This is a genomic window from Marinifilum sp. N1E240 (assembly GCF_009295825.1).
Taxonomy (GTDB): domain Bacteria; phylum Bacteroidota; class Bacteroidia; order Bacteroidales; family Marinifilaceae; genus Marinifilum_A; species Marinifilum_A sediminis.
The window spans coordinates 815,799-841,124 of record NZ_WHKF01000002.1 but is presented as its reverse complement, the minus strand read 5'-3'; the positions used below and the strand labels follow the sequence as shown (position 1 = coordinate 841,124).

At 35.8% G+C, this 25,326-nt stretch carries 15 protein-coding genes; 6 read left to right on the top strand and 9 right to left on the bottom strand.

What is annotated here, in order from left to right; all coding sequences use genetic code 11:
- The first annotated feature begins 454 nt into the window (after positions 1-454).
- From GCQ56_RS08355 to GCQ56_RS08345, 3 genes are all read left to right on the top strand, one after another.
- Entirely contained in the window at positions 455-1,150 is a 696-nt protein-coding gene (locus tag GCQ56_RS08355) for a DNA-binding domain-containing protein (protein ID WP_152734005.1), read from the top strand.
- 369 nt (positions 1,151-1,519) lie between these two features.
- Entirely contained in the window at positions 1,520-2,092 is a 573-nt protein-coding gene (locus GCQ56_RS08350) for a transposase (protein ID WP_152734004.1), read from the top strand.
- Positions 2,093-2,716: 624 nt separating this feature from the next.
- Positions 2,717-5,584: a P-loop NTPase fold protein gene (locus GCQ56_RS08345; RefSeq protein ID WP_152734003.1), complete on the top strand. Its 2,868-nt coding sequence runs from the start codon at positions 2,717-2,719 to the stop codon at positions 5,582-5,584.
- 169 nt (positions 5,585-5,753) lie between these two features.
- Here GCQ56_RS08345 and carB read toward each other — a convergent pair whose 3' ends face one another.
- From carB to GCQ56_RS08300, 9 genes are all read right to left on the bottom strand, one after another.
- Complete coding sequence (gene carB / locus GCQ56_RS08340; RefSeq protein WP_152734002.1) at positions 5,754-8,996, bottom strand: carbamoyl-phosphate synthase (glutamine-hydrolyzing) large subunit; 3,243 nt, start codon at positions 8,994-8,996, stop codon at positions 5,754-5,756.
- Positions 8,997-9,048: 52 nt separating this feature from the next.
- Positions 9,049-10,146, bottom strand: a complete 1,098-nt coding sequence (carA, locus tag GCQ56_RS08335; protein WP_152734001.1) for a glutamine-hydrolyzing carbamoyl-phosphate synthase small subunit — start codon at positions 10,144-10,146, stop codon at positions 9,049-9,051.
- A 56-nt stretch (positions 10,147-10,202) separates the two neighbouring features.
- A complete protein-coding gene (gene argH, locus GCQ56_RS08330) occupies positions 10,203-11,540 on the bottom strand; it encodes an argininosuccinate lyase (RefSeq protein WP_152734000.1) in 1,338 nt (445 codons plus the stop codon).
- A gap of 129 nt (positions 11,541-11,669) precedes the next feature.
- Complete coding sequence (locus GCQ56_RS08325; RefSeq protein ID WP_152733999.1) at positions 11,670-12,734, bottom strand: M20 family metallo-hydrolase; 1,065 nt, start codon at positions 12,732-12,734, stop codon at positions 11,670-11,672.
- A 9-nt stretch (positions 12,735-12,743) separates the two neighbouring features.
- Positions 12,744-13,523 carry an acetylglutamate kinase gene (gene argB, locus GCQ56_RS08320; RefSeq protein ID WP_152733998.1) on the bottom strand — a complete coding sequence of 260 codons (780 nt, stop codon included), beginning with the start codon at positions 13,521-13,523 and terminating at the stop codon, positions 12,744-12,746.
- A gap of 2 nt (positions 13,524-13,525) precedes the next feature.
- Entirely contained in the window at positions 13,526-14,653 is a 1,128-nt protein-coding gene (locus tag GCQ56_RS08315) for an aspartate aminotransferase family protein (RefSeq protein WP_152733997.1), read from the bottom strand.
- 11 nt (positions 14,654-14,664) lie between these two features.
- Positions 14,665-15,630 (bottom strand): N-acetyl-gamma-glutamyl-phosphate reductase, encoded by a 966-nt coding sequence (gene argC / locus GCQ56_RS08310; RefSeq protein WP_152733996.1) that lies wholly within the window; start codon positions 15,628-15,630, stop codon positions 14,665-14,667.
- Position 15,631: 1 nt separating this feature from the next.
- Positions 15,632-16,831 (bottom strand): argininosuccinate synthase, encoded by a 1,200-nt coding sequence (locus GCQ56_RS08305; protein ID WP_152733995.1) that lies wholly within the window; start codon positions 16,829-16,831, stop codon positions 15,632-15,634.
- Positions 16,832-16,863: 32 nt separating this feature from the next.
- The gene (locus tag GCQ56_RS08300) at positions 16,864-17,457 is read right to left on the bottom strand and encodes a GNAT family N-acetyltransferase (protein ID WP_227006031.1); all 594 of its coding nucleotides are present in this window, start codon (positions 17,455-17,457) and stop codon (positions 16,864-16,866) included.
- Positions 17,458-18,464: 1,007 nt separating this feature from the next.
- Between GCQ56_RS08300 and GCQ56_RS08295 the strand changes: the two genes are divergently transcribed.
- The 3 genes from GCQ56_RS08295 (at position 18,465) to GCQ56_RS08285 (ending at position 25,174) form a co-directional block, all read left to right on the top strand.
- The gene (locus tag GCQ56_RS08295; RefSeq protein ID WP_227006030.1) at positions 18,465-18,731 is read left to right on the top strand and encodes a hypothetical protein; all 267 of its coding nucleotides are present in this window, start codon (positions 18,465-18,467) and stop codon (positions 18,729-18,731) included.
- Positions 18,732-19,146: 415 nt separating this feature from the next.
- Positions 19,147-23,667 carry a glutamate synthase large subunit gene (gltB, locus tag GCQ56_RS08290; protein WP_152733993.1) on the top strand — a complete coding sequence of 1,507 codons (4,521 nt, stop codon included), beginning with the start codon at positions 19,147-19,149 and terminating at the stop codon, positions 23,665-23,667.
- An 85-nt stretch (positions 23,668-23,752) separates the two neighbouring features.
- Positions 23,753-25,174 (top strand): glutamate synthase subunit beta, encoded by a 1,422-nt coding sequence (locus GCQ56_RS08285; RefSeq protein ID WP_152733992.1) that lies wholly within the window; start codon positions 23,753-23,755, stop codon positions 25,172-25,174.
- Positions 25,175-25,326 lie beyond the last annotated feature (152 nt).

Genomic DNA, 25,326 nt, shown 5'->3' with positions numbered 1-25,326 from the left:
AAGGTAACCCTCAAAATAAGTTTTTTTATCGTTTATTATTTGTCATACAAAAACACAAGTTTCGTGATCGGTATTGCTTTTACAATAGAACAATATAAATATTGATGAAAAACATTGAAAAAAGTGTAAATGTGTATAAATAGACATATTAACATACTTAACAGGTAACTTATCCTACCTAGACAGAATTCTTATTAAGAAATTTATTATTAATGATAAAATATATTTTACGCTTGCATAAAATTCAAAACTTTAATTATAAATAACCATCTACTAAAGATACTATCCTTACCAACTACTTTACCAATAAATACTACACATGTGAACTATCTAAACATGGTAAGAAAAACCTATTTTTAACATATTAACATCTTTTAACTTTTCTGACAAATAATTATATCCTAAATTTAATAGTGATAAGAGTTTTAATATTAACCTTTTAACAATTAAAATAATGATTGAATACTATTTAAATTTGAACATGTTGACTGAAGATCCGAATGATTGTATTGCTAAGCCATCTCCAATTCGGGTTTTAAATCGAGAAGATCTGATAAATGAATGTTGTAAAGAAGGTACAGGAATAACTCCTTACGAGGCAGAAAGTATTTTCAAACGTCTTGAAACGGTGGTAACCGAAAGTTTGGAAAAAGGCTATGCCATTAATACTCCATTGATAAATATTTCACCAAGTATCACCGGAGTTTTTGATGATTTTAACGATAGTTTCGATGTGAACCGACACAAACTTCGCTTTAATTCAACTCCTGGGGTTCTCTTAAAAAAGGCTGCTGAAGAAACAAAGCTTCATAAAATTGAGCCTAAATCTGCACTTGTAGATATTTACAGCTTTACCGATCACACAAATACTGAAGAGATGGATATTGCATCTCCTGGGGGTATTGGTGAACTAAAAGGGAAGCGCTTAAAATCGGAAGAAGCGGATACTACACAGGGAATCTTCTTTATTGCAGATGATGGAACGGAACACAGGGTTGTTGTTTACGTGACCAATACGGATTCTACCCAAATTTTTCAAATACCTGCCACTTTGGTTGCAGGAAATTATAAACTTCAAGTTAGAAGCATTCACAAAAACAATAAGAAGTTAAGCATTGGCTCTTATGCCAAAACACTAACAGTACAATAAATTACTAAAGCCGGATGTTCCGGCTTTTATTTTGCTCCAAATTTTCCTTTACTGCTCCCCAACCTTTTTCTAGTGTACTCCCCACTCCTTCCCTCACTCGCTCCCGAAGCTTTCCCAAGTACGTAATTTTAGTTTTCCTACTAGCGAGGAAAAGGTTTGGCTATTAGGGAGGCTTTTTTTATCAGTTTAAGTGATTCTTTTAATAATAGATAATTGATAGCCTCACTATGAGTGAAAGCACCAAAAAGTTAATGTTGAGGATATTATCCTAAATGATGCTCTCGGTAATTGGTATCTATTGTACAATTCATAGATTCATTTTTATTATCTTTAAATACAGCAAGTACATTATGCGAAAACTTTGTACAAATGAATTTTGAAGAAGCTTACCTGTTTCATGTTTACAATCGAAGTAATAATGGAAGAATCATTTTCTATTCTCGTGAGAATTATCTATTCTTCCTTGAAAAATTGCATAAGCATTTAAAACCATATTGTAGTATTCTTGCATGGTGTCTTATGCCAACACATTTTCATTTGTTAATTAGAGTAAATTCTATTAAGCCAGTAGGAATGAATAATGATTTGAATTTTTCAATTGGTAAAATGCTTAGTAGCTATACACGAGCATTACAGAAGGAACGAATGTTTAAAGGCTCGTTATTTCAAAATCATACTAAAGCAAAGTGTTTAAATAGAATTGAAGGATTGTCACTTTCGTACTGGGAAACTGAGTTTGGTGCGAATATAAACGTTGGAATGGATAAGTATAACTATCCCTCAGTTTGTTTCAATTACATTCACATGAATCCTGTCTTTGATGGTTTAGTTAATTCTCCTGAAGATTGGGAATATTCCTCATATCGTGACTATTACTGTGAGAGAAATGGAACTTTAATCGATTATGATATAGCAAAGGAAGAAGATTTGTACAGTAATTAAGGATTGATAACCTCATTCGGAATACGAGTATCGAAATCTAATGTTCTGTGGATATCATTTCAAGTGATGCATTCAGTAATGCAATTAATAATTGATACCCTCACTTTGAGTGAGAGCATCAAATGCACTCTTCTGAGGGTATCACTCAAAGTGATGCTCTCAGTAATTACAATAGAAAATATGTCTGATAAGACTACTCCTACCAGGCTTATTTCCATTAAATAAATATTGTTTATTGATACCCTCACTTCGAGTGAAAGCATCAAATGCTCTCAGTAATTACAATAGAAAAGATGTCTGATAAGATTACTCCTACCAGACTTACTTCCATTAAATAAATATTGTTTATTGATACCCTCACTTCGAGTGAAAGCATCAAATGCTCTCAGTAATTACAATAGAAAAGATGTCTGATAAGATTACTCCTACCAGACTTACTTCCATTAAATAAATATTGTTTATTGATACCCTCACTTCGAGTGAGAGCATCAAATGTACTCTTCTGAGAGTATCACTCTAAGTGATGCTCTCAGTAAAGTAGCCCCAAATATTATTGTTGATAACTCATTTTACTATCTGTTTATTATTTTTAGTAAGTTTATATGATCATAAAAACCCATATAAATGACTAAGCAAATCCAAGCTAATCACATGAACATGAAATCTGTTCGCAAATTTTGGCAGTTTACCCTATTGTTTTTTCTTGCTTTAATTGTCTTTAACGAGCTTCTATCTAAGCTTTATGAAAGTATCCGAAAAGCTTTACTACTTAATGATGTTGGAGTATTTTTAATCCTCGCAGTTTTATTTGCACTTCTGTTTTGGGAGCTTATCGGCAAAATTAAAGATAACAAGCAGGTGTCCTGGAAACTAAGAGATACTTTCATTGTAGCTGTCATGATAAAAAGCCTTTGGCTTATCATTTGGGCATTCATTACTCTTTCTTTTGTACCATTAAATTATTTCAACTTTATTGATTTTTCGATATATCAATGGATAAGCTCTGGTACTTTTGAGAATGTTCACTTAATACTCGCCTTTGTGTATTTTGCAGGCGCTTACTTGGCTTTTAAGTATTACCATTGGGATTCTATGGCAAGTAAATTAAATAGAATAAAGAAGAGTACAGAAGTAGGTTTTGAACTGAATGATGACAGAACACTTGGAGAAACAGAAGCTTTTCAAAATTGTAAAACACTTGCTGAATTGAAGGAACTTGATAAACTTGGAAGGTTTGATTATGCGCAACAAATAAGTCACATCATTATAAACAATGGTGAAAAGAAGTCTTTTGCTATAGGAATAAATGGCGAGTGGGGATCTGGGAAAACCTCATTTATTGATATGATCAAACGAATAAATGAGATTGAATATTCAGATCAGTGTATTTTCATCAACTTTAATCCTTGGTATTTTACTGGCACAGAAAAAGTATTAAAGAAATTCTACGATACTTTAATAAAAGCTGTAGGCAACAACTTCTCTATTACTTTCAGAAATGATCTAACAAGATATTTCGAACTTATCTGTGCTACAGAAACCAAAATATGGAAAACAAACTTCTTACAATATTTCAAGAAAAATACCGACTTTGATTCTCAATTAGATGACTTAAAAAAGCATTTTAATGGATTGCCGCAAAAGATTGTTATTGTAATTGATGATTTGGATCGCCTACAAAAGGATGAAATACTAGTATTGTTTAGAACAATACGATTAATAGGTGATTTTCCTAATGTAGTGTACTTGGTTGGATACTCTCATGATTATGTGAGTAGAATACTTGAAGAGAATAAAGAAACTGCAGATGAGCAAGCAAGTTTTATGGAAAAAATATTTCAACTGGAATTTGAATTGCCTGGGCCTCTTAAAAGTGATGTACTTGACTATTGCAAATTACAATTCCAAAAATATATACCTGACTATCTTGAAGAAGAGGAAGGTATTCTTAAGGAGATAGTAGAAAATAGAATCCTTAGTAATGTTCGTGATATTAAAAGGTTTTACAATCAATTAGAAATTAATTCCTCATTACCTGAAATAAGAGAAAACACTTATTTGCCACAATTTTTTCTTTTAGAGCTAATTTACTATACAGATTCTAATATGTACTTTAAAATTTGGCATAATGAATCTTTGTTATCACAAGAGGATAAACGAAAAAGCACGAACCTACTAATTGATTTAATTTTAAAGTTAGGATCACGTTCTAATCAATCTATTACAAAAAGTAAGTCTCATTTTAATAAGTATTTTTTTAAGAGGCTAGATTTAAAACAAGAAGTTGATTATAGACAAGTTAAGCTAGTGTTTGAATCTGATAAGTTTGAGAATATAATAAAAGAATTGTATAAAATTAACCTTAACCAATTAATTGATGGTTTTATTAAATTTTCAAAAGATGAAACAACCAATTCTTTAAATACATACTCAATACTAGATAGGATTTTATTTCTTTATGAGTATATCTTTGTTAATAAAGAATGGGACACCAAATATTTTATGAAATCTAAGGCTTTTGAAGGGAGTTCTCTAATCAAATGTATTAATGATAATATCATAAAGCCAAATGAGCATAATCAGATAGAAGAGTACCTTATCAGTAAGAAAGAATATAAAAGCTTTTCTGACTTTTTGAGAATGTTTTACTCATATAATACAAGTTTAAATCTTAAAGAATTACATAAAAAAGCTGTTAACGAAGGCTTTATTCAAGCAGTAAATGAAATTGATTCACTTCTAATAAGCCTTAATAACTATCAAAAATATTGCGATGCAAATCGTAATCAATTCTATGAATCTATATTTGAGGATAACTCCATAAAAGAAGGTTTAAGGCAACATGCGAAATTAATATATAATAAATTAACTAAATTAAAACAATCATCAAAGGGAGATTATTCAATATTAAGTTTCTTTGGGGATAGAGATAATTTACTACAGATTAATGATTATTCATCGGAAGGAATATTTAATCTGTTAGATGAGTATTCAGAAAAATATTATCCAGTTTTTGAATCTAACCTGCTAAATATTTTTAATTATGAATTTGAACGTGATAATTATAAGTATAGAATTCGTATTCCGCGTGACTTAAATCAAATTAAAATTCTAACAACTAATAATGAAGAAATATGTGGAGTAAGAGCCACAAATAATGAATTAATTCCTTGGACTGGTAATAGTAAGTCAGGATCTTTAATGAATAATACATTTTTTTTTCCATCTCGGACCTCTCTCAATAATTTATTTATAGTATTTTATAGAAGTGAAACAGGTACAAGTTATTGCATTCAAAGAGAAAATGATGATAAGGAAGTTATCAAAGCTACTCAAATTAATATCTTAAGAGATATCAGTTTTAAAATAAGAATTGAAACTGAAAATAATTATGAATTCCTTTTAGAAAGAAAATTATTACCATCACAATTTCAACTAAGAACAAATTCTATTAGTGTCGCTGATCTTTTGCAAAAATCCAAGGTAAGGTGACTTTACAAAATAAAAAACCTGTCAGGATTTAAAATCCTGACAGGTTTACTATTTATATATACTTGTATTCTTTATTTCTGAGGGTATCACTCAAAGTGATGCTCTCAGTTCTTAAACCAAAATAACAATTGATACCCTCACTTAGAGTGAGAGCATCAAATATCATGTTTTACCACTCTTGTTTTTGCTCCACGTAATCGCTGAAGCTTTCGATAGCTAAATCGGATTGTGACTTTTTACAGAATGAATAGATAAAGGCAGATGCCAAACGTGCGTTGGTTACCAATGGTACGTTTAGGTCAATTGCGGTTCTTCTGATCTGGTAGTCGTTATTTAGTTCCGTTTTGCTTAAGTTTTTCGGAATGTTGACTACAAAATCAACCTCACGGTTACGAATTAGACTGACTGCATTTTTCTCTACATCTTCATCAGGCCAACCTACACTTTCTATCTTCACACCATTCTCCTCAAGAAATTTTGCAGTACCTCTTGTGCCGTAAAGCTTGTAGCCACGCTCCTCTAGCATTTTTGAACTCTTTAAAAGTTCAATTTTCGAGCGAATAGGACCACTACTAATTAGTACGGCTTTCTTCGGTATGCGATAACCAACTGATATCATAGCTTTTAATATCGCATCGTAGTAATCGGCGCCCAAACAGCCCACTTCTCCGGTTGAAGACATGTCTACACCCAAAACAGGATCGGCTTTTGATAGTCTTGAGAAGGAGAATTGAGAGGCTTTTACACCAATATGCTCCAATTCGAACATGGATGGTCGATTGTTAGGAATGTTGACATCGAGCATGGCCTGTGTAGCTGTTTCCACGAAATTAAAGTCCATTACTTTCGAAACGAATGGGAAACTACGACTGGCACGAAGATTACACTCAATTACCTTAATGTCGTTGTCTTTTGCCAACAACTGCATGTTGAATGGTCCGGTAATGTCGAGCGATTTTGCAATTTTACCAGCTATCTTACGAATACGGCGTATGGTCTCGAAATACAGCTTTTGAGGAGGAAATACCAGCGTGGCATCACCCGAGTGCACTCCGGCAAACTCAACGTGCTCCGATATGGCATCAATCACAATTTCACCATTCTTGGCAACTCCATCGAACTCAATCTCCTTAGCTTCCTGTATAAACTCACTTACCACTACAGGGTATTGCTTTGATACCTGGGCAGCTAAGTCAAGGAAATGTCCCAATTCATCAGGATTGGATACCACATTCATAGCAGCTCCCGAAAGCACGTAACTTGGACGGATCAATACAGGGAATCCAACCTCGGCTATAAAGTCGTTAATGGCTTCCTTACTGGTTAGCTCATTCCAACGAGGCTGATCTACTTTCAACTCATCCAGCATGGCTGAGAAAGTCTGACGATTCTCTGCTCTGTCGATTGATTCAGGAGAAGTTCCCAATACCTTTACATCTGCCTTGTGCAAACGCATGGATAAGTTTTGTGGAATCTGTCCTCCTACCGATACAATTACACCTCGTGGTGATTCCAAATCGATGATATCTAACACTCTTTCAAAAGAAAGCTCGTCGAAATACAATCGGTCACACACATCGTAATCGGTACTTACCGTTTCCGGATTGTAGTTGATCATTACCGATCGCAATCCTTCTTTATTTACTGCGTTTAGCGCATTTACACTACACCAGTCGAACTCTACTGATGAACCAATACGATAGGCTCCCGATCCCAAAACGATTACCGATTGATTGTCATCCACGTAAGTGATATCGTTTTCATCGCCACTATAGGTAAGATAGATGTAATTGGTTTGCGCTGGATACTCCGCAGCGAGTGTATCAATTTGCTTCACTACAGGAACAATACCGTACTCCTTACGAAGCTTACGTACCTGTAAAAGCTCATCTTCCATATTGGTAGCTTCAGGCTTTAACACGAAACGAGCAATCTGAAAATCGGAGAAACCATATACTTTGGCAGCCTTAAGCAATTCTTTAGGTAATTGCTGTAAATTCTTATTTTTCTGTAGATCCCACTTGATCTTGGTAATGTGTTCCAGCTTGCTTAGGAACCACTTGTCAATCTTAGTCAGATCGTGAATCTTATCGATAGAATAGCCTTGTTCAAATGCTTGCGCGATAGAGAAAATACGCATATCTGTTGGGTGAGTTAACTCGTAATCTACATCCTCGAACTTAGAATGTACATTCCCCACAAAACCGTGCATTCCTTGACCAATCATACGCAATCCTTTCTGAACGGCTTCCTCGAAGTTTCGACCAATTGCCATCACCTCTCCCACAGATTTCATGCTTGAGCCAATCTCCTTGGTAACGCCTTCGAACTTGTTCAAATCCCAACGTGGAATCTTACATACCACATAGTCAAGAGCTGGTTCGAAACAAGCCGTTGTAGTTTGAGTTACGGTATTCTTTAATTCATGTAAGGCGTACCCCAAACCTAATTTGGCAGCTACAAATGCCAGAGGATAACCCGTTGCTTTCGATGCCAAGGCTGATGAACGCGACAAACGAGCATTCACCTCAATTACACGATAATCTTCTGAGTTCGGATCTAAAGCATACTGTACGTTACACTCTCCCACCACTCCCATGTGTCGAATGATCTTGATCGCCAACGAACGCAGTTTATGATATTCCGAATTGGTTAGTGTTTGCGATGGTGCAATTACAATACTCTCACCTGTATGGATTCCCAGTGGATCGAAATTCTCCATATTACAAACGGTAATACAGTTGTCGTAAGCATCTCGAACCACTTCGTACTCTACTTCTTTCCATCCTTTTAGTGATTCTTCTACCAAAATCTGGCTAGAGTAAGATAAGGCATTTTCTGCCAGTGCCTTTAACTCCTCCATATTGGAACAGAAACCTGAACCTTGTCCTCCAAGCGTAAAGGCAGCACGTATGATGATTGGGAAACCCAATTTCTCAGCAGCATCTACAGCTCCATCAATAGATCCTACGGCATAAGATTGTGGCGTTTTAACATCAATCTTGCGAAGCTCGTTGGCAAATATCTCTCTATCTTCGGTTTTGATAATGGTCTCGATTGGAGTTCCCAAAACCTGAAGGTTGTACTTTTCAAGAATTCCATTTTCGAATAGTTCAATACCGCAGTTTAGAGCAGTTTGTCCTCCAAATGCAAGCAGAATACCATCTGGCTTTTCTTTTAAGATTACTTGTTCCACAAAAAAGGGAGTAACCGGCAAAAAATAAATTTGATCGGCAACTCCCTTGGAAGTTTGTACGGTGGCGATATTGGGATTGATCAATACAGTTTGAATGCCTTCTTCTTTCATGGCTTTTAATGCCTGAGATCCGGAATAGTCAAATTCACCAGCTTCACCAATTTTAAGTGCTCCTGAGCCTAATACGAGTACTTTCTTTATGTTGTCTTTCTTCATTTTTTTTTCTTTTAATCCACCGGCTAAAGCAGGTGGTAATTCATCAATTACCTTATACTTTTTCCTTTTTTAACTTGAACTCTTCCATCATTTTAATGAAATCATCGAAAAGGAACTCGGTATCAGTTGGTCCACTTGATGCTTCAGGGTGAAACTGAGAGGCAAAGAAAGGCTTCGAAACATGCTTTATTCCTTCACAAGTATCATCGTTGGCATTGATAAATAATGGTTCCCATTCCTTTGGTAAAGTATCATTATTAATAGCATAACCATGGTTTTGAGAGGTAATGAAACATCGCTTGGTTCCCTTTAAAACTACAGGCTGATTGTGAGATCTGTGACCGTATTTTAGCTTGTAAGTATCGGCACCTGCAGCCAAAGCCATCAATTGAGTTCCCAAACAAATCCCCATGATTGGAGTATCCTGATTGAAGGCATTTTTAAGGTTTGCTATCGCAGTTGTATTCTGCTTTGGATCTCCGGGTCCGTTAGATATAAACAATCCATCGTATTCTTCCTGTGAGAAATCGTAATCGTGTGGCACTCGAATTACGGTTGTATCGCGTTTTAACAAGCAACGAATAATGTTGTTCTTCACACCGCAATCTAAAAGAAGTACCTTGTGTTTTCCTTCTCCATACACCTTCTTCTCTGAAGTGCTCACCTGAGCTACCAGGTTATTCAGGTTTGGATCTACCAAATCAACATCCTGATCTTCGAAAACAATTTTGGCAAGCATACTTCCCTGTTCCCGAAGTTTTTTGGTTAAGGCTCGTGTATCAACACCGTAAATTCCGGGTATTTTGTGTTGTTTCATCCAATCTCCAAGACTTAGGCTCGCATTCCAGTGACTGAACTCTTCGGTATAATCCGATACAATAAAAGCAGAGACCTGAATCTTTTCAGATTCATAAAAGCGGAACAGCTCATCCTTTTGAAGTGTTCCCGGAACACCGTAGTTTCCGATCAGCGGGAAAGTACTTACCAGGATTTGTCCCTTGTAGGATGGATCTGTAAGACTTTCCGGATAGCCCGTCATAGCAGTGTTAAACACCATTTCACCAGCAATAGATTCCTGGTGACCAAAGGATGTTCCGATAAATTCGGAACCATCCTGTAAAATCAATTTTGCTTTTGTCTGTTGTGACATAAAAGTACTATAAAATGGTTATAAAAATTCTTATTAATAGTTACGTGAAATACTTGCTATATTCTATTTAATAGGTTCATATAAGCCTCTTTGGTTCTGTTAAAGTTAAAACCAACAAATATTTCATTCATCTTATTTACGATCTTATCGTTACACAAATTCCCAATACTTCCTTCGTGTACATATTTTAGTTTGCCGTTGTATTTAAATTCACCTTTTTCTACAATTTGCCCCACTTCTTTGTAGGCATCACGGAATGGAGTTCCCTTCAATACCAATCTATTTACCTCTTCAACAGTAAATAAATACTGGTATCTATCATCGTTCAGGATATCTTTATTGATTTTCACTTCTGAAAGCATTATTCTTGTCATTTCGATACAAGCCAACATCTTATCGAAGGCAGGCATAAAGAATTCCTTGGTCAATTGGTAATCTCGGTGATATCCTGATGGCAAATTTGAGGTTACCGCCTGAATTTGAGCAGGAAGCATCTGCAAGGCATTGGCATTTGCACGAATCATTTCGAACACATCTGGATTCTTCTTGTGAGGCATGATACTGCTTCCTGTTGTTAGCTCATCAGGGAAACTTAGAAAGTTAAAGTTCTGACTGTTGTACAAACAGGCATCCATAGCCAATTTACCAATGGTCATTGCCATATTTGCCAGTGCAGACAAAACGGTAAATTCCATTTTACCACGTCCCATTTGTGCATACACAACATTGTAGCTTAAATCTCTAAATCCTAGTAAATCTGTAGTCATCTGACGATTTAAAGGAAAAGAAGAACCATAACCTGCTCCAGATCCTAGTGGATTCTGATTCACCACCTTGTAAGCGGATTGCAAAACCATTAAGTCATCCGTTAAACTTTCTGCATAGGAACCAAACCAAAGTCCGAACGAAGAAGGCATTGCAACTTGCAAATGCGTATATCCTGGCATCAATACCTTTTTGTATTGATTACTTTTAGAAATCAATTCATCGAACAGTAATCTTGCCTCGCGAACAATTTCTTCCAGCTTATTTCGAGTGAACAATTTCAAGTCAAGTAAAACCTGATCGTTTCTGGAACGACCGCTGTGTATTTTCTTACCTACATCACCCAACTCCTCAGTCAATAAAACTTCTATTTGCGAATGAACATCCTCCACTCCATCTTCAATTACAAAAGCTTCATTTTTAATCGTTGAATAAATCTTGCGCAATTCTTCTTGTATTTGCTTTAATTCATCTTTTTCAAGCAAATCAATTGATTCTAGCATTTCAATATGTGCCAATGTGCCTAAAATGTCGAAAGCTGCCAATTGAAGGTCTAATTCACGATCTTTTCCTACGGTGAATTGTTCAATTTTCTTATCGACTTTTATGCCTTTGTCCCAAAGTTTCATATTTTGTGTTTTAGGTGTTTGTTTCTCAATTAGTGTGTTGATATTTTTTATCTTTTCTTCTTAAATAAAAAGCTTACAGCATCCAGCTACAAGGCATTCGTAAATATTTCTTCTAGAAGAACTCATAATTTATAAAATTAGTCCGTTCAACAAGTTATAATATTTTTCGATGCCATCTCCAATTTCTTTCACATAGATGAACTCATCAGCTGTGTGCGAACGTGCCGAATCACCTGGTCCAAGTTTAAGTGTAGGAAAACCTTTCATAATCGCCTGGTCGGATGTTGTTGGTGAACCATAATGGCTCATATTCAAGCTTATTCCATTCTGAACTAATGGATGTTCCAATGGAATTCCCGATGAATTCATTCTAAACGATCTGGCAATAGCATCACTTTTCAGATGTTCCTGAATAATCGAGAATGCTTTTGTATTGGTATAATGTTCATTGGTTCTTACATCTACCACAAACTTACAAGATGACGGAATCACATTGTGTTGTTTCCCTGCATTTACCTGAGTTACGGTCATTTTCACAGGTCCCAGCACATTCGATTCCTTTTCGAACTGATAAGAATGCAGCCACTCAATATCCTTCATAGCAATGCTTATGGCATTCAATCCTTCGTTACGGGCCGCATGTCCCGGAATTCCTTTTGCTTCACAATCCAAAACCATAAGACCTTTCTCTGCGATTGCCATCTCCATAAGTGTTGGCTCTCCAACAATTCCAACATCGATTCTGCCAATTTCATTCTGCACCAATTCAAATCCGTTCTTACCAGAGATCTCCTCTTCTGCAGAAGCACAAAACACACGATTGTAATCTTGTTCTGTCTCTTCTAAAGCAAGAAATGTTGCAAATAAAGATACCAAACAACCTCCGGCATCATTACTTCCCAAACCATACAATTTATCCTCAGATATTTCTGGTGTAAATGGATCTTTCGTCCATTTTTCGTTTGGCTTTACTGTATCTAAATGAGAATTCATCAGTAAAACAGGCTTACCTTCTTTAAAATCTTTATTAAAAGCCCAAACGTTATTTCCTTTTCTATTAACAGAGTAGCCTAATTCACTTAGTTTCTTCTCCATCAAATCAGCTACTTGATTCTCTTCTTTACTATAAGATTGAATAGATATTAATTCTTTTAGTGTATTTAGAGCTATGCCAATATATTTTTCTAAATTCATCCTTCTCAATTAAGATTTAACAACTTGTGTTCCTGATGACTGACAATTCACAATGGAAACCAAATTTCCTATTATAACCTCTTCAACTCCTTGTGAAAGTGCATAGAATGCATTCTCTGTTTTTGGCATCATTCCGGTGGTAATACTTCCCTCTTTCACCATTTGTTCGCATACCTCTGATGATAAAACCGGCATTACACTACTATCATCTTCGGCATCTAGTAAGACTCCAAGTTTTTCAAAACTGTAGATCAATTTCACATTGTAAAAACGACTAAGGGAAGAAGCAACTTCAGTAGCAATAGTATCTGCATTTGTATTGAGAAGTTGCCCTTCACCATCATGAGTTATTGGGGCAATTACCAATACAGAATTGCATTCAATTTGCTTACAAAGTGCCAATGTATTAACCTTCGTGATATCTCCAACATAACCAAAATCAATACTTGGATGATTTCTTTTCTCAGCAAGTATCAGATTCTGATCGGCACCACACATTCCTAAAGCATTAACATCTCTAGCTTGTAAGGATGCAACAATATTCTTGTTAACCAATCCGGCATATACCATGGTAACCAGTTTCAAGTTCTCTGCATCGGTAATTCTTCTACCGTTTACCATTTGCGTTTTCACACCTAATTCTCCTGAAAGGTCAGATGCCAGTTTTCCACCTCCGTGAACCAAGACAACCTTACCACCAATATTCGAAAAAGCATCTAAAAACTCATTCAACTTTTCCGGATCATCAATTACATTACCACCTATTTTTACTACTGTCAGTTCGCTCATATTTACACAATTTGGGTTAGTTTATTAAATGCTTCAATGAATTGGTCTGCCTCTTTCTTTGTGATAGAAAGTGGTGGTAACAAACGAAGTGTATTACTACCTGATGAACCGGTAAATATTCCGAATTCCTTCAATAATTTCGTTCTGATTTCCGACATGTTATCCATATCGATACCAATCATTAAACCTTTCCCCCTTATTGCTTTTATTGCTTTATTATCTTTTAATGCTGAGATCAAATACTCTCCCATTTGTTTCGCATTCTCAATTAAATATTCTTCTTCGATAGTTTCTAAAACAGCCGTAGCTGCCGCACATGCCAAATGATTTCCACCAAATGTTGTTCCCAGCATTCCTTTCCAGGCTTCAATTTCAGGAGATATTAATACTCCCGCAATTGGAAAACCATTCCCCATTCCTTTGGCTGTGGTTATGATATCCGGTTGTACATCGGCATATTGATGAGCAAAGAACTTTCCACTTCTGCCAAAACCTGATTGAATTTCATCTAAAATCAAAAGCGCATTGTTTTGTTCACATGCTGCTTTGGCATTCTTTAGAAATTGCTCCTCTGGTTCAAATACTCCGTTAACTCCCTGAATTCCTTCAATAATTACGGCTGAAACATCTCCATTTTTTAACTCATTCTTAAGAGTATTGGAATCATTCATTTCAATAAATACCACCTCGTGCTCTTTATTATAAGGCGAGGATAATTTTGGATTATCAGTTATTGCTAAAGCTCCACCTGTTCTCCCGTGAAATGCTCCTTTTATGGATACTACTTTCGATTTCTTATTATGGAATGAGGCAATTTTTAAGGCATTTTCATTTGCTTCTGCTCCTGAATTACACAAGAATAGATTGTAATGATCGTAAGCACTTATTTTACCCAATTTACATGCTAATTTTTCTTGCAAATCATTCTTAACTGCATTGGAATAAAACCCTAAGCAATGAAGTTGGTGTTCAATTCGAAACATGTAATGCGGATGACTATGTCCTATAGATATTACACCATGTCCTCCATAAAAATCTAAATATTGATTTCCCTTGTCATCGGAAAGCTTGGCTCCTTTTCCATTTACAAGATTTATATCGTAACAATTATATACGTCAAATAATTTCATTGTATTCTCCTTTAAAATCCGACAGGTTTTAATCCCAAACCGGTATTTTCCGCTAATCCGAACATTAAATTCATATTTTGAACCGCTTGTCCCGAAGCACCTTTTAATAAATTATCAATCACAGATATCACCATCAATTTGTTTCCATGTTTTTCCAGATACAAAACACATTTGTTTGTGTTTACAACTTGTTTTACGTCTGGTAAGACTTTAGAAATGCTCACAAAGGGATGATTGGCATAAAATTCAATATACTTTTCATTAGCTTCCTCTAAAGTCCAATCACAAAGGGTATACATGGTAGCCATTATTCCTCTGCTAAAATTTCCGCGGACAGGAATAAAGTTGATTGCTTCTTGATAATTGGCTTGCAATTGTAAAACTGTTTCAGTTATCTCTTCCAAATGCTGATGGCTAAATGCTTTATAAACCGCAACATTGTTGTTCTTCCAACTAAAATGTGATGTTGTAGAAGGATTTTGTCCTGCTCCGGTTGATCCTGTAATTGCATTTACATGGATTTCTTCCTTCAATTCATTTTCTGATGCCAAAGGAAGTATCGCAAGCTCGATACAAGTTGCAAAACAACCTGGATTAGCAATTCTATCTGCATCCTTAATCTGCTCTTTATTCAGCTCAGGCAATCCATAAATAAAGCCTTCTGTATTGGCTTGAGGTCTGAAATCAGTACTTAAATCTATCATCTTAATAGAAGATGGTATGTTATTCTGTTCCAGAAACAACTTGGTTTTACCATGTCCTGAACAGATAAAAATGACATCAACATTCGTATAATCTTCAGCCCCAAATACCAAATCGGTATCACCCAATAAATCTCTGTGAACATCCGTAATGGGATGACCTGCATGACTAGTACTTTGGACAAAAGCAAGCTCCACTTCAGGATGCCAGATTAATATCCGCAACAGTTCACCTGCAGTATATCCTGCACCACCTATAATTCCAACTTTTACCATCTTATTTTTGGTTTATAGTGTGATAAATTTTTAATGAGTTGGCAAGGATATTTGTAAATCCTTTCACATCATCAGCGGTCCAACCTTCGTTGCTTTCGCCATATTGTCCGAACAGATCAGACATTAAGTCGTTAGGAGATTCTATTCCTTCAACCTGAAAATACTTTGGAAACATTTTAATTGTAACAGTTCCATTTACATTTTTCTGGGTATCCTCAAGGAAAGTCTCCATATTTCTCATTACCGGTTCTAAATATTGAGCTTCGTGTAACAACATGCCGTAGAAATTTGCAATTTGCTCTTTCCAGTGCATTTGCCACTTGGTAAGCGTATGCTTTTCCAGAGTTTGATGAGCTTGAATAATCATTAAAGGAGCTGCAGCTTCGAATGCAACTCTCCCTTTTGTACCTATAATTGTGTCTCCAATGTGCATGTCTCTACCAATACCAAAAGCTGCTCCTGCTTCTTCAATCTTCTGTATTGCTTCCAATGGATGTGCTACACTTTCACCATTAACTGCAATTAACTCACCTTTTTTAAATTCAATACTTAGTTTCTCCGGCTCGGTTTTCACAACTTGCTTTGGATAAGCTTCTTCCGGCAATGGCAAATTGGAACTTAACGTTTCTTTCCCGCCAATACTTGTACCCCAAATACCTGCATTAATCGAATACTTCATTTTCTCGAAGTTCGCATTAATACCATGCTCTTTCAGGTAGTTTATTTCAGTTTCTCTGCTTAACTCCAAATCTCTGGTAGGAGTAATAATCTCGGCATTTGGTGCCATAATCTTAAAAATCAAATCGAATCTAATTTGATCATTTCCTGCTCCGGTACTACCGTGAGCGATATAATCGGCATCAATGGAATGTGCGTATTGTGCTATCGCCATAGCTTGAAAAGCCCTTTCGGAACTTACAGATAAAGGATAAGTATTGTTTTTTAATACATTCCCCATTATCATGTACTTAATGCATTTTTCGTAGTATTCTTCTGTAATATCAAGAGAAACATGCTCAATAACTCCCAGTTGTTTTGTTCTGTTCTCAATCTCTGTAAGTTCGTCCTTACTAAAACCTCCGGTATTTCCCAGTGCGGTGTACACATCCATGTTCAACTCCTTAGACAGGTAAAGTGCACAATATGTTGTATCTAATCCTCCGCTATATGCTAATACTACTTTTTTCTTATTGATTGTCATTGTGTTTATTTTTTGCTTATTGATTGAATTGCTTACTTGTTTTCTCCTTCGCTTGAATTGGGTGTACCATTTTTGCTTGGATCAAATAACATACCTGTACAAAGACACATTTTACGATCTGTTCTTTGCAGTATATCATAGTTCACACAACTGCTACATCCCTTCCAAAATGACTCATCTCTTGTTAATTCCGAGAAAGTCACAGGTCTGTAACCCAATTCTGAATTGATTTTCATGACAGGAAGACTAGTGGTAAGCCCGAAGATTTTAGCCTGAGGATACCGCTTTCGAGATAATTTAAATGCTTCTGCTTTAATTAACTTGGCAAGCCCAACAGCTCTGTATTCAGGATCAACAATAAGACCTGAATTGGCAACATATTTGCCATGTTCCCAAGTTTCTACATAACAAAAACCAATTACCTTATTGTTATCGAATGCGATTATGGCTTTTCCTTCCTGTATTTTTTGTACGATGTACAAAGGATTTCTCTTGGCAATTCCTGTACCGCGTATTTTTGCGGCAACTTCAATCATTTCGCAAATTTCCCAGGCATTATCAATATGCCTAAGACCTGCTACAATGACACTTATTTTTTGCTCAATTTCCATTGATGTATCTATCATGTTGTTTAACTCTAGGTTTCCCAAAAAAGTGCTACACCTGTAAGGCATAACCATTTATTATTTATATCTACAAAGAAGTTCTCTTTTAAATTGCTGTTGTTTAATCTTTGGCACCAGCGTCGCCTAAAGTCTAAGGAGTTGTTCAAATTCATGGTATTTATTTTTTAAAATTTTTGACACAAAAAAAGCCCACCGTAGAAACGGTAAGCTTAAATACTATTGATAATATCTCGTTACAAGATATAGCAAGCTCATCCGTCCCTCCTGGGTAACAGTTACTTCGCAAATGGCGTCTGCTTTCTGTATGGATATTACTGTGCATCTTGCAATTTAAATTTTAGTTCAAAAAAAAGGCTTATCGGGAAAACGATAAGCCTTTTAAATATTGTTATTAATCATTGATTACACGACAATACGACCTGATCCGCTTTCCCTTTTGGTGCGCTACATCTTCGTCGTCGAATGTTGTGTAATAAGATCATCATGTTCTGTGTTATAAAAATCAAATTCAAAAAAAAACTTTCCGATTTGGAAAGCTTGGGAAATATCATACCAACGCTTGCCCTTATTTTATAAAAATAAAGATCTGTTTTTGCGTCGTCGAATGATAATTAAATTTTCCATGCTTCTTTTCTGATTTGTTGACAACAAAGATAAGGTCATTTATTCTTAAAATCCTAATTAAATTTTAAGTTTTTTATTTACCCCTTGATTTAAAACCTTTGCATTACAAAAAACTATTAGTTATTAACTTTACCCTATCCAATAAGATAGCTCTTTTTTGAAAAATGATATTTTTATAACGAACTACAATATTCTTATTTGATATACTTCAATTGCATGTACACTCAATAAATTAAGATGCATTTATCTTATTTATGTTGACAAAACCCTTTTAGTTAATGATTTTTAACACTTTAAATATCGATTTTTTAATAACCATTTATAAATTGTGCCGTAGAATTGATTTAAATGTTAAAATTTAAAGAATCAAAATAATTATGGAGTTGAAAAAAGTTGTTGGATTTGTGTTGTTTGGATTAGCTGTTATTACTTTCATTCTTACTCTCTCTTTACCATTTATTCTTTCCGGTACTAATAAAGTTGTCTTTTTCACTGTATCAGTTTACGTATTGAATAAAGTGTTTTTTTATTCTTCCCTCTATATTTTAGGTAAGCAATTTATTACAAAAATTGGCAAATATCTTCCACGCTGGATTGAAAAATTACTATTGAAATTTTTAAGAGTTCAACCTGTAGTTGAAACAAAATAATATCCATAACGGATATTATTTTTGTTTTGTACTGATTTGAATTAAACATATCTCAATCGTATTATTTTTCATTAAAAAATTCACTTAGATAGAAGGAATATTCTTAATCTACTGATTATCACGAAAACCTTTGCGTGAAAAAACATGATAAAAATCATCAATTACAATCGTTTCCGTAATCAAACTAAACAATAATACTTGTTTTTCAGGTTTATTTTGATTTATATTTGTGACAACGGATTAGAAAAACAGAAAAATCATTACCTCTTTTTGTATGTTTCTTTCAAGGATAACGACAATCGGATTCATTGTGTCGTTCTAAAAGTTATTGAGTTGGGGACTCGTAGGTAGCTTTGAATTTATTCCTTCGTATAAAGAAAAAATCATTACCTGGCTTCGCACTTAATATATGCCTATGCGAAACCTAAGACCAAGCCAGCAGGGTCTGTACGACCCTATGAATGAACATGACAATTGTGGAATTGGCTTTGTAGCCAATATCAAAGGAAAAAAATCGTACGAAATCATCACACGTGGTCTTGAAGTTCTATCGAATATGGAACACAGAGGAGCTCGAGGTGCGGATAATGTTAGTGGTGATGGTGCCGGAATTTTAATGCAAGTTCCTCACTCCTATTACAAAAAGTTAGGTATCAAACTTCCTCTACCTGGAAAATATGGTACTGGATTATTATTTTTACCACAAGATGAGACCGAAGAAAAATTTTGTATTGAAGTTCTCATTCAGATTTTAGAAGAAGAGGGATTGGAATTTCTTCAATTACGTGATGTGCCAACAGACACAAATGCAATTGGAGAAATTGCAAGACAATCGGAACCAGTAATCAAACAAATTTTTGTTGGAGGAAACTACGAGCAGGATGATTTGGAGAGACGCTTGTATTTGGCAAGAAAACAAGCCGAAAGTTATGTTCGAGCTACAAAAATGAAAGAGAAAGGGATGTTCTACATTCCAAGTCTTTCTTCGAAAGTACTTGTATATAAAGGGATGTTTGCCAGTGATCAATTAGGACCATACTATGGAGATTTACAAGATTCACGTATGGAATCGGCAATTGCCATGGTTCATTCTCGCTTTAGTACCAACACATTTCCATCATGGGATTTAGCTCAACCATTCAGAATCGTTGCCCACAATGGTGAAATTAATACCATAAAAGGAAACCGTTTATGGATGCAAGCTCGTGAATCGTTGCTTAAATCTGAAATGTATGGTGAGGATATCAAGAAATTATTCCCTGTTGTAGAACCCAATAAAAGTGACTCTGCATCATTCGATAACGTATTGGAATTCCTGTTTTTAACTGGAAGAAGTTTACCACATGCTTTAAGTATGATGGTGCCAGAATCGTGGAATGAAAAGAACCCAATTCCAGATAGTTTAAAAGCTTTCTATGAATATCATTCAACCTTTATGGAACCTTGGGATGGACCTGCATCATTGGTGTTTTCTGATGGTCGTTATATTGGTGGAACTTTGGATAGAAACGGATTACGCCCTTCCCGATATGTTATCACCCAGGATGATATGATTGTAATGGGTTCTGAAGTAGGAATCCAACAATTTAAAGCAGAGGAAATAAAGGAAAAAGGCAGATTGAAGCCTGGAAAATTGCTTTTGGTTGATACTCAATTGGGAATTATAATCCCTGATCAGGAAGTAAAATCACAATTGACTTACAGAAACCCGTATCAAAATTGGTTAAAAGAGAATCGTTTAGATCTTAAAGCCATTCCGGTTGAGAAACGAGTTCCATCGGATATTGGTGATCAATTTGAAATTTGCAAGACCACATTTGGATACTCGAAGGAAGATTTTGAAAGAGTTATTCTACCAATGGCGTCTGCTGGGCAAGAACCTGTAGGATCTATGGGAAATGACTCACCCATTCCTGCTTTATCACCAAAGCCTCAGTTGCTGTTCAATTATTTCCGACAACTGTTTGCTCAGGTAACCAATCCTCCAATTGATTCAATTCGTGAGAATTTAGTCATGGATTTAACAAATTACATAGGAGCAGTTCAAAAGAATTTATTGGATGAAACTCCTCAACATTGTAAGTTAATTCGTTTCAAAAGTCCATTGATTACCAATACCGATCTTGGAAAAATCAAAAAGCTTAGACACGAAGAGTTTCGACATGCTAGTATCGACATTCTTTTTAAGGCTGCGGAAAATGGAAAAGGCTTGGAAGATGCATTGGATTCGTTGTGCCAATTAGCAGAGAAAGCTGTTGATGACAATAAAAACTATATCATATTAACAGATAGAAATGTGAGCAAATCAATGGCTCCAATTCCTGTTCTGCTAGCAACCGCAGCTGTTCATCATCATCTGATAAAGAAAAGAAAAAGAATGCAAATTGGTTTGGTGGTTGAAACTGCTGAAGCTCGTGAAGTAAACCATTTTGCCTTGCTAATTGCCTACGGTGCCAGTGTTATTAATCCTTATATGAGTTATGCTGTAATTGATAGACTTGTAAAGGATGGCAGATTGAGTTTAGAGTACAAAACTGCTCGTAAAAACTACATTAAAGCAGTTGATAAGGGATTACTTAAAGTAATGTCAAAAATGGGTATTTCAACCATTGGAAGTTATTTGGGAGCTCAAATATACGAGGCATTAGGTGTAAGTAAAGAAGTGGTTGACAAATACTTTACTGGTACTAGTTCTCGTATTGACGGAGTTGGTTTAAAGGAGATTTCAGAGGAAATATTGTGTCATCACACAAAAGCATTTTCAGAAAAAGATCCTTTCGAGAATCAAGATTTACTAAATAGCAATGGAAGTATTCACTATCGTAAAAATGGTGAACCACACAGTTGGAATCCTCAATCTATTGGCTTGTTGCAATGGTCTACAAGAACAAATAATTACGCGAAATTTAAAGAGTATTCGGCAATTGTAGATAAAGAAACCAGAGAACCAAATTTCTTAAGAGGCTATTTCGATTTCAAGAGAAATCCGATTGACATTAGCGAGGTAGAATCTGTTGAAAATATCAGGAAACGTTTCTGTACTGGTGCCATGTCATATGGTTCTATTTCGAAAGAAGCTCACGAGGCATTGGCTATTGCCATGAATAAAATTGGTGGCAGAAGTAATACTGGCGAAGGTGGTGAAAATTCTAAGCGTTTTTATTCGAGTGCGAGAAGTTCTATCAAACAAATTGCCTCAGGTCGTTTTGGTGTAAACACCGAATATTTGGTAAATGCTGACGAGTTACAAATTAAAGTTGCTCAAGGTGCTAAACCTGGTGAAGGTGGACAGTTGCCGGGATTTAAGGTAGATAAGATTATTGCCAAGTTGAGAAACTCAACTCCTGGAATTACGCTGATCTCCCCTCCTCCACATCATGATATTTACTCTATTGAGGATTTGGCACAGTTGATTTACGATTTAAAAAATGTAAATCCAACAGCTTGTGTGAGTGTGAAGTTAGTATCGGAAAATGGTGTCGGAACTGTAGCTGCAGGTGTAGCCAAAGCTAATGCTGATTTAATTGTAATTAGTGGTGCTGAAGGTGGAACTGGAGCAAGTCCTTTAAGCTCGATTAAAAATACAGGTTTACCTGTGGAGCTTGGATTGGCTGAAGCCCAACAGACTCTTGTCTTAAACGATTTAAGAGGTAGAATTAAACTTCAAACCGATGGACAGTTAAAAACCGGTCGAGATATTGTTTCGATGGCATTGCTTGGTGCTGAAGAGTTCGGATTTGCGACGAGTGCATTAGTTGTATTAGGTTGTGTGATGATGCGTAAATGTCACTTAAATACCTGTCCTGTTGGGATTGCTACTCAAAATAAGGAATTGAGAGAGAAATTCTTGGGGCGCTCGGAATGGCTGGTTAACTTCTTTACTTTCCTTGCAGAAGATTGTCGTGAAATTATGGCAGAACTGGGAATTCGTAAGTTTGACGATTTGGTTGGGCGATCTGATCTACTGGTAAAAAGAAAAGATATCAAGAAATGGAAAGCTGAAACAATTGACGTTCAGAATTTATTCCATTTACCTGAAACAGATGGTCATGAACTAAATGGAGTTAATGCTACAATCAAATCAATTGGAGAAGTATTGGATCATGATTTGATAAAACAGGCAGAAAAAGCACTTCATGATGGCGAGAAAGTTTGGATTGATAAAAAAATCACCAATACAGATCGTACCACTGGTGCTATGTTATCGGGAAAAGTAGCTGCATTAAAGCCTAAGCGAGTACTCGATGAAGATACCATTCACTGTAGATTCCGAGGATCTGCAGGACAAAGTTTTGGCGCCTTCCTTGAAAAAGGAATTACTTTCAAGTTAGAGGGTGACTCTAACGATTATATCGGTAAAGGTTTGTCCGGAGGAAAAATCATTGTAAATCCTCCTGTTAAAAGCAAATTCAAGCCTGAGCATCAAATCATAATTGGTAATACTGCCCTATATGGTGCAACTAGTGGAGAGGTATACTTCAGAGGAATGGCAGGAGAAAGATTCTGCGTAAGAAACTCGGGTGCTAAAGCTGTTGTGGAAGGAGTTGGTGATCACGGATGTGAATACATGACCGGTGGACGTGTAGTGATTCTTGGACCTACAGGAAGAAACTTTGCCGCTGGTATGAGTGGAGGTATCGCCTATGTTCTTAATATGGAAGGACGACTGGATTATTTCTGCAACCAGAGTCTTGTAGCACTTGAACCGGTAGAGAATCTTCAAGATATCCATGAATTGCAAGAAATGATTCATCAACATCTGATGTTAACTCAAAGTAGTGTAGCTTCTAAAATACTAACCCATTGGGAAGAATATCTGCCACATTTTGTGAAGGTTATTCCTTATGAATACAAGAAGGTATTGGAAGAGAAGAAGCTGAGAAAAATTCATCGCAAATTGAAGAAGGCACAGGCTCAAACACAGGTACACGAATAAATCAATAAACAGTTCCCAATTATCGGTTAGCAATGATATTTTGCTAATTGATAATTGTTGACTGACAACTGTAAATTGAACAATTATGGGAAATCCGAAAGGTTTTTTAGAAATAAAAAGAAAAGAAGCCGGCTATCGCCCGGTACGAGATAGAATTGGAGATTTTGGCGAGGTTGAACAAACACTTAACCTTGAAGATAGAATTGATCAGGCATCAAGATGTATGGATTGTGGAATACCATTTTGCCATTGGGCTTGCCCTACTTCGAGTAAAATTCCAGAATGGCAGGATGCTGTATATCGCGAAAATTGGGAGGAAGCTAGCTCAATATTGCATTCAACAAACAGTTTTCCTGAGTTTACTGGTAGAGTATGTCCAGCACCATGTGAGAAATCTTGTGTACTGGCATTGCATAACGCCCCGGTAACTATTCGGGAAAACGAAGCTTCTATTATTGAAAAGGCATTCGAATATGGCTATATTAAAGCGCAGACTCCTAAAAAGAGAACTGGCAAAAAAGTTGCTGTAATCGGTTCTGGTCCTGCTGGATTATCGGTTGCTGATCTTTTAAATAAAGCGGGTCACTCGGTAACAGTTTACGAAAAAGATGATGCAATTGGAGGATTACTTCGATATGGTATTCCAGATTTTAAACTAGACAAGCATGTTATTGATCGCCGATTAGAATTATTCGTTGAAGAAGGTATTGAGTTCAAAACCAATCAAGACGTTGGAGTTGAAGTTTCATTTGCTGATTTAGAAAAAGAGTACGACGCAATTTGTTTAGCCATAGGTGCCATGAAACCACGTGATTTACTAATTAAAGGACGTGAATTGGAAGGTGTACACTATGCTATGGATTTCCTAAAGCAACAAAATAAAGTAGTTCGTGGTGATGAATTTTCTAAAGAGGAAAGAATCTCAGCAAAAGGAAAAAATGTCGTTGTTATTGGCGGAGGCGATACTGGTTCCGACTGCGTTGGAACATCTGTTCGTCAGAAAGCCAAATCTGTTCTTCAAATTGAACTTTTACCAAAACCTCCTGAAGAGAGAAAAGAAAACAATCCTTGGCCATATTGGCCTGATACATTAAGAACTTCAAGTTCTCATTTAGAAGGATGTAAAAGAAGATGGGCTATCAGCTCTAAAGAGTTTAAAGGAGAAAACGGAGAATTAAAAGGTCTGGTAGTTTGTCAAATTGAATGGTCAAGAGATAAAAATGGACAATTTAAAATGACAGAAATACCAGGTTCTGAAGAAATAATTGAAACTGATTTGGTACTACTTGCAATGGGATTTGTTCATCCAGTTCATGAAGGTTTGGTAAAAGAATTGGGATTAGATTTAGATCCTAAAGGAAATATTAAAACAAAAAGTAATGGACAAACTTCTAACACCAAGATATTCTGTTCTGGTGACGCAACATCGGGAGCAAGTTTGGTCGTTAGAGCGATAGATAGCGGAAGAAAAACAGCTCTTTCTATTCATCAATTTCTTGAGAAATAATTCCCGACAATAAGTCAACACTAAACATAGGCAGTTAAGTGTAAGAATCGATAATTAACTCGACATTGTACCTTATCGATTCAAAAAAATAAGGAACGCTCTTAAGCGTTCCTTATCACTATTTAAAACCAAAATTCAATTTCGAAATTTAC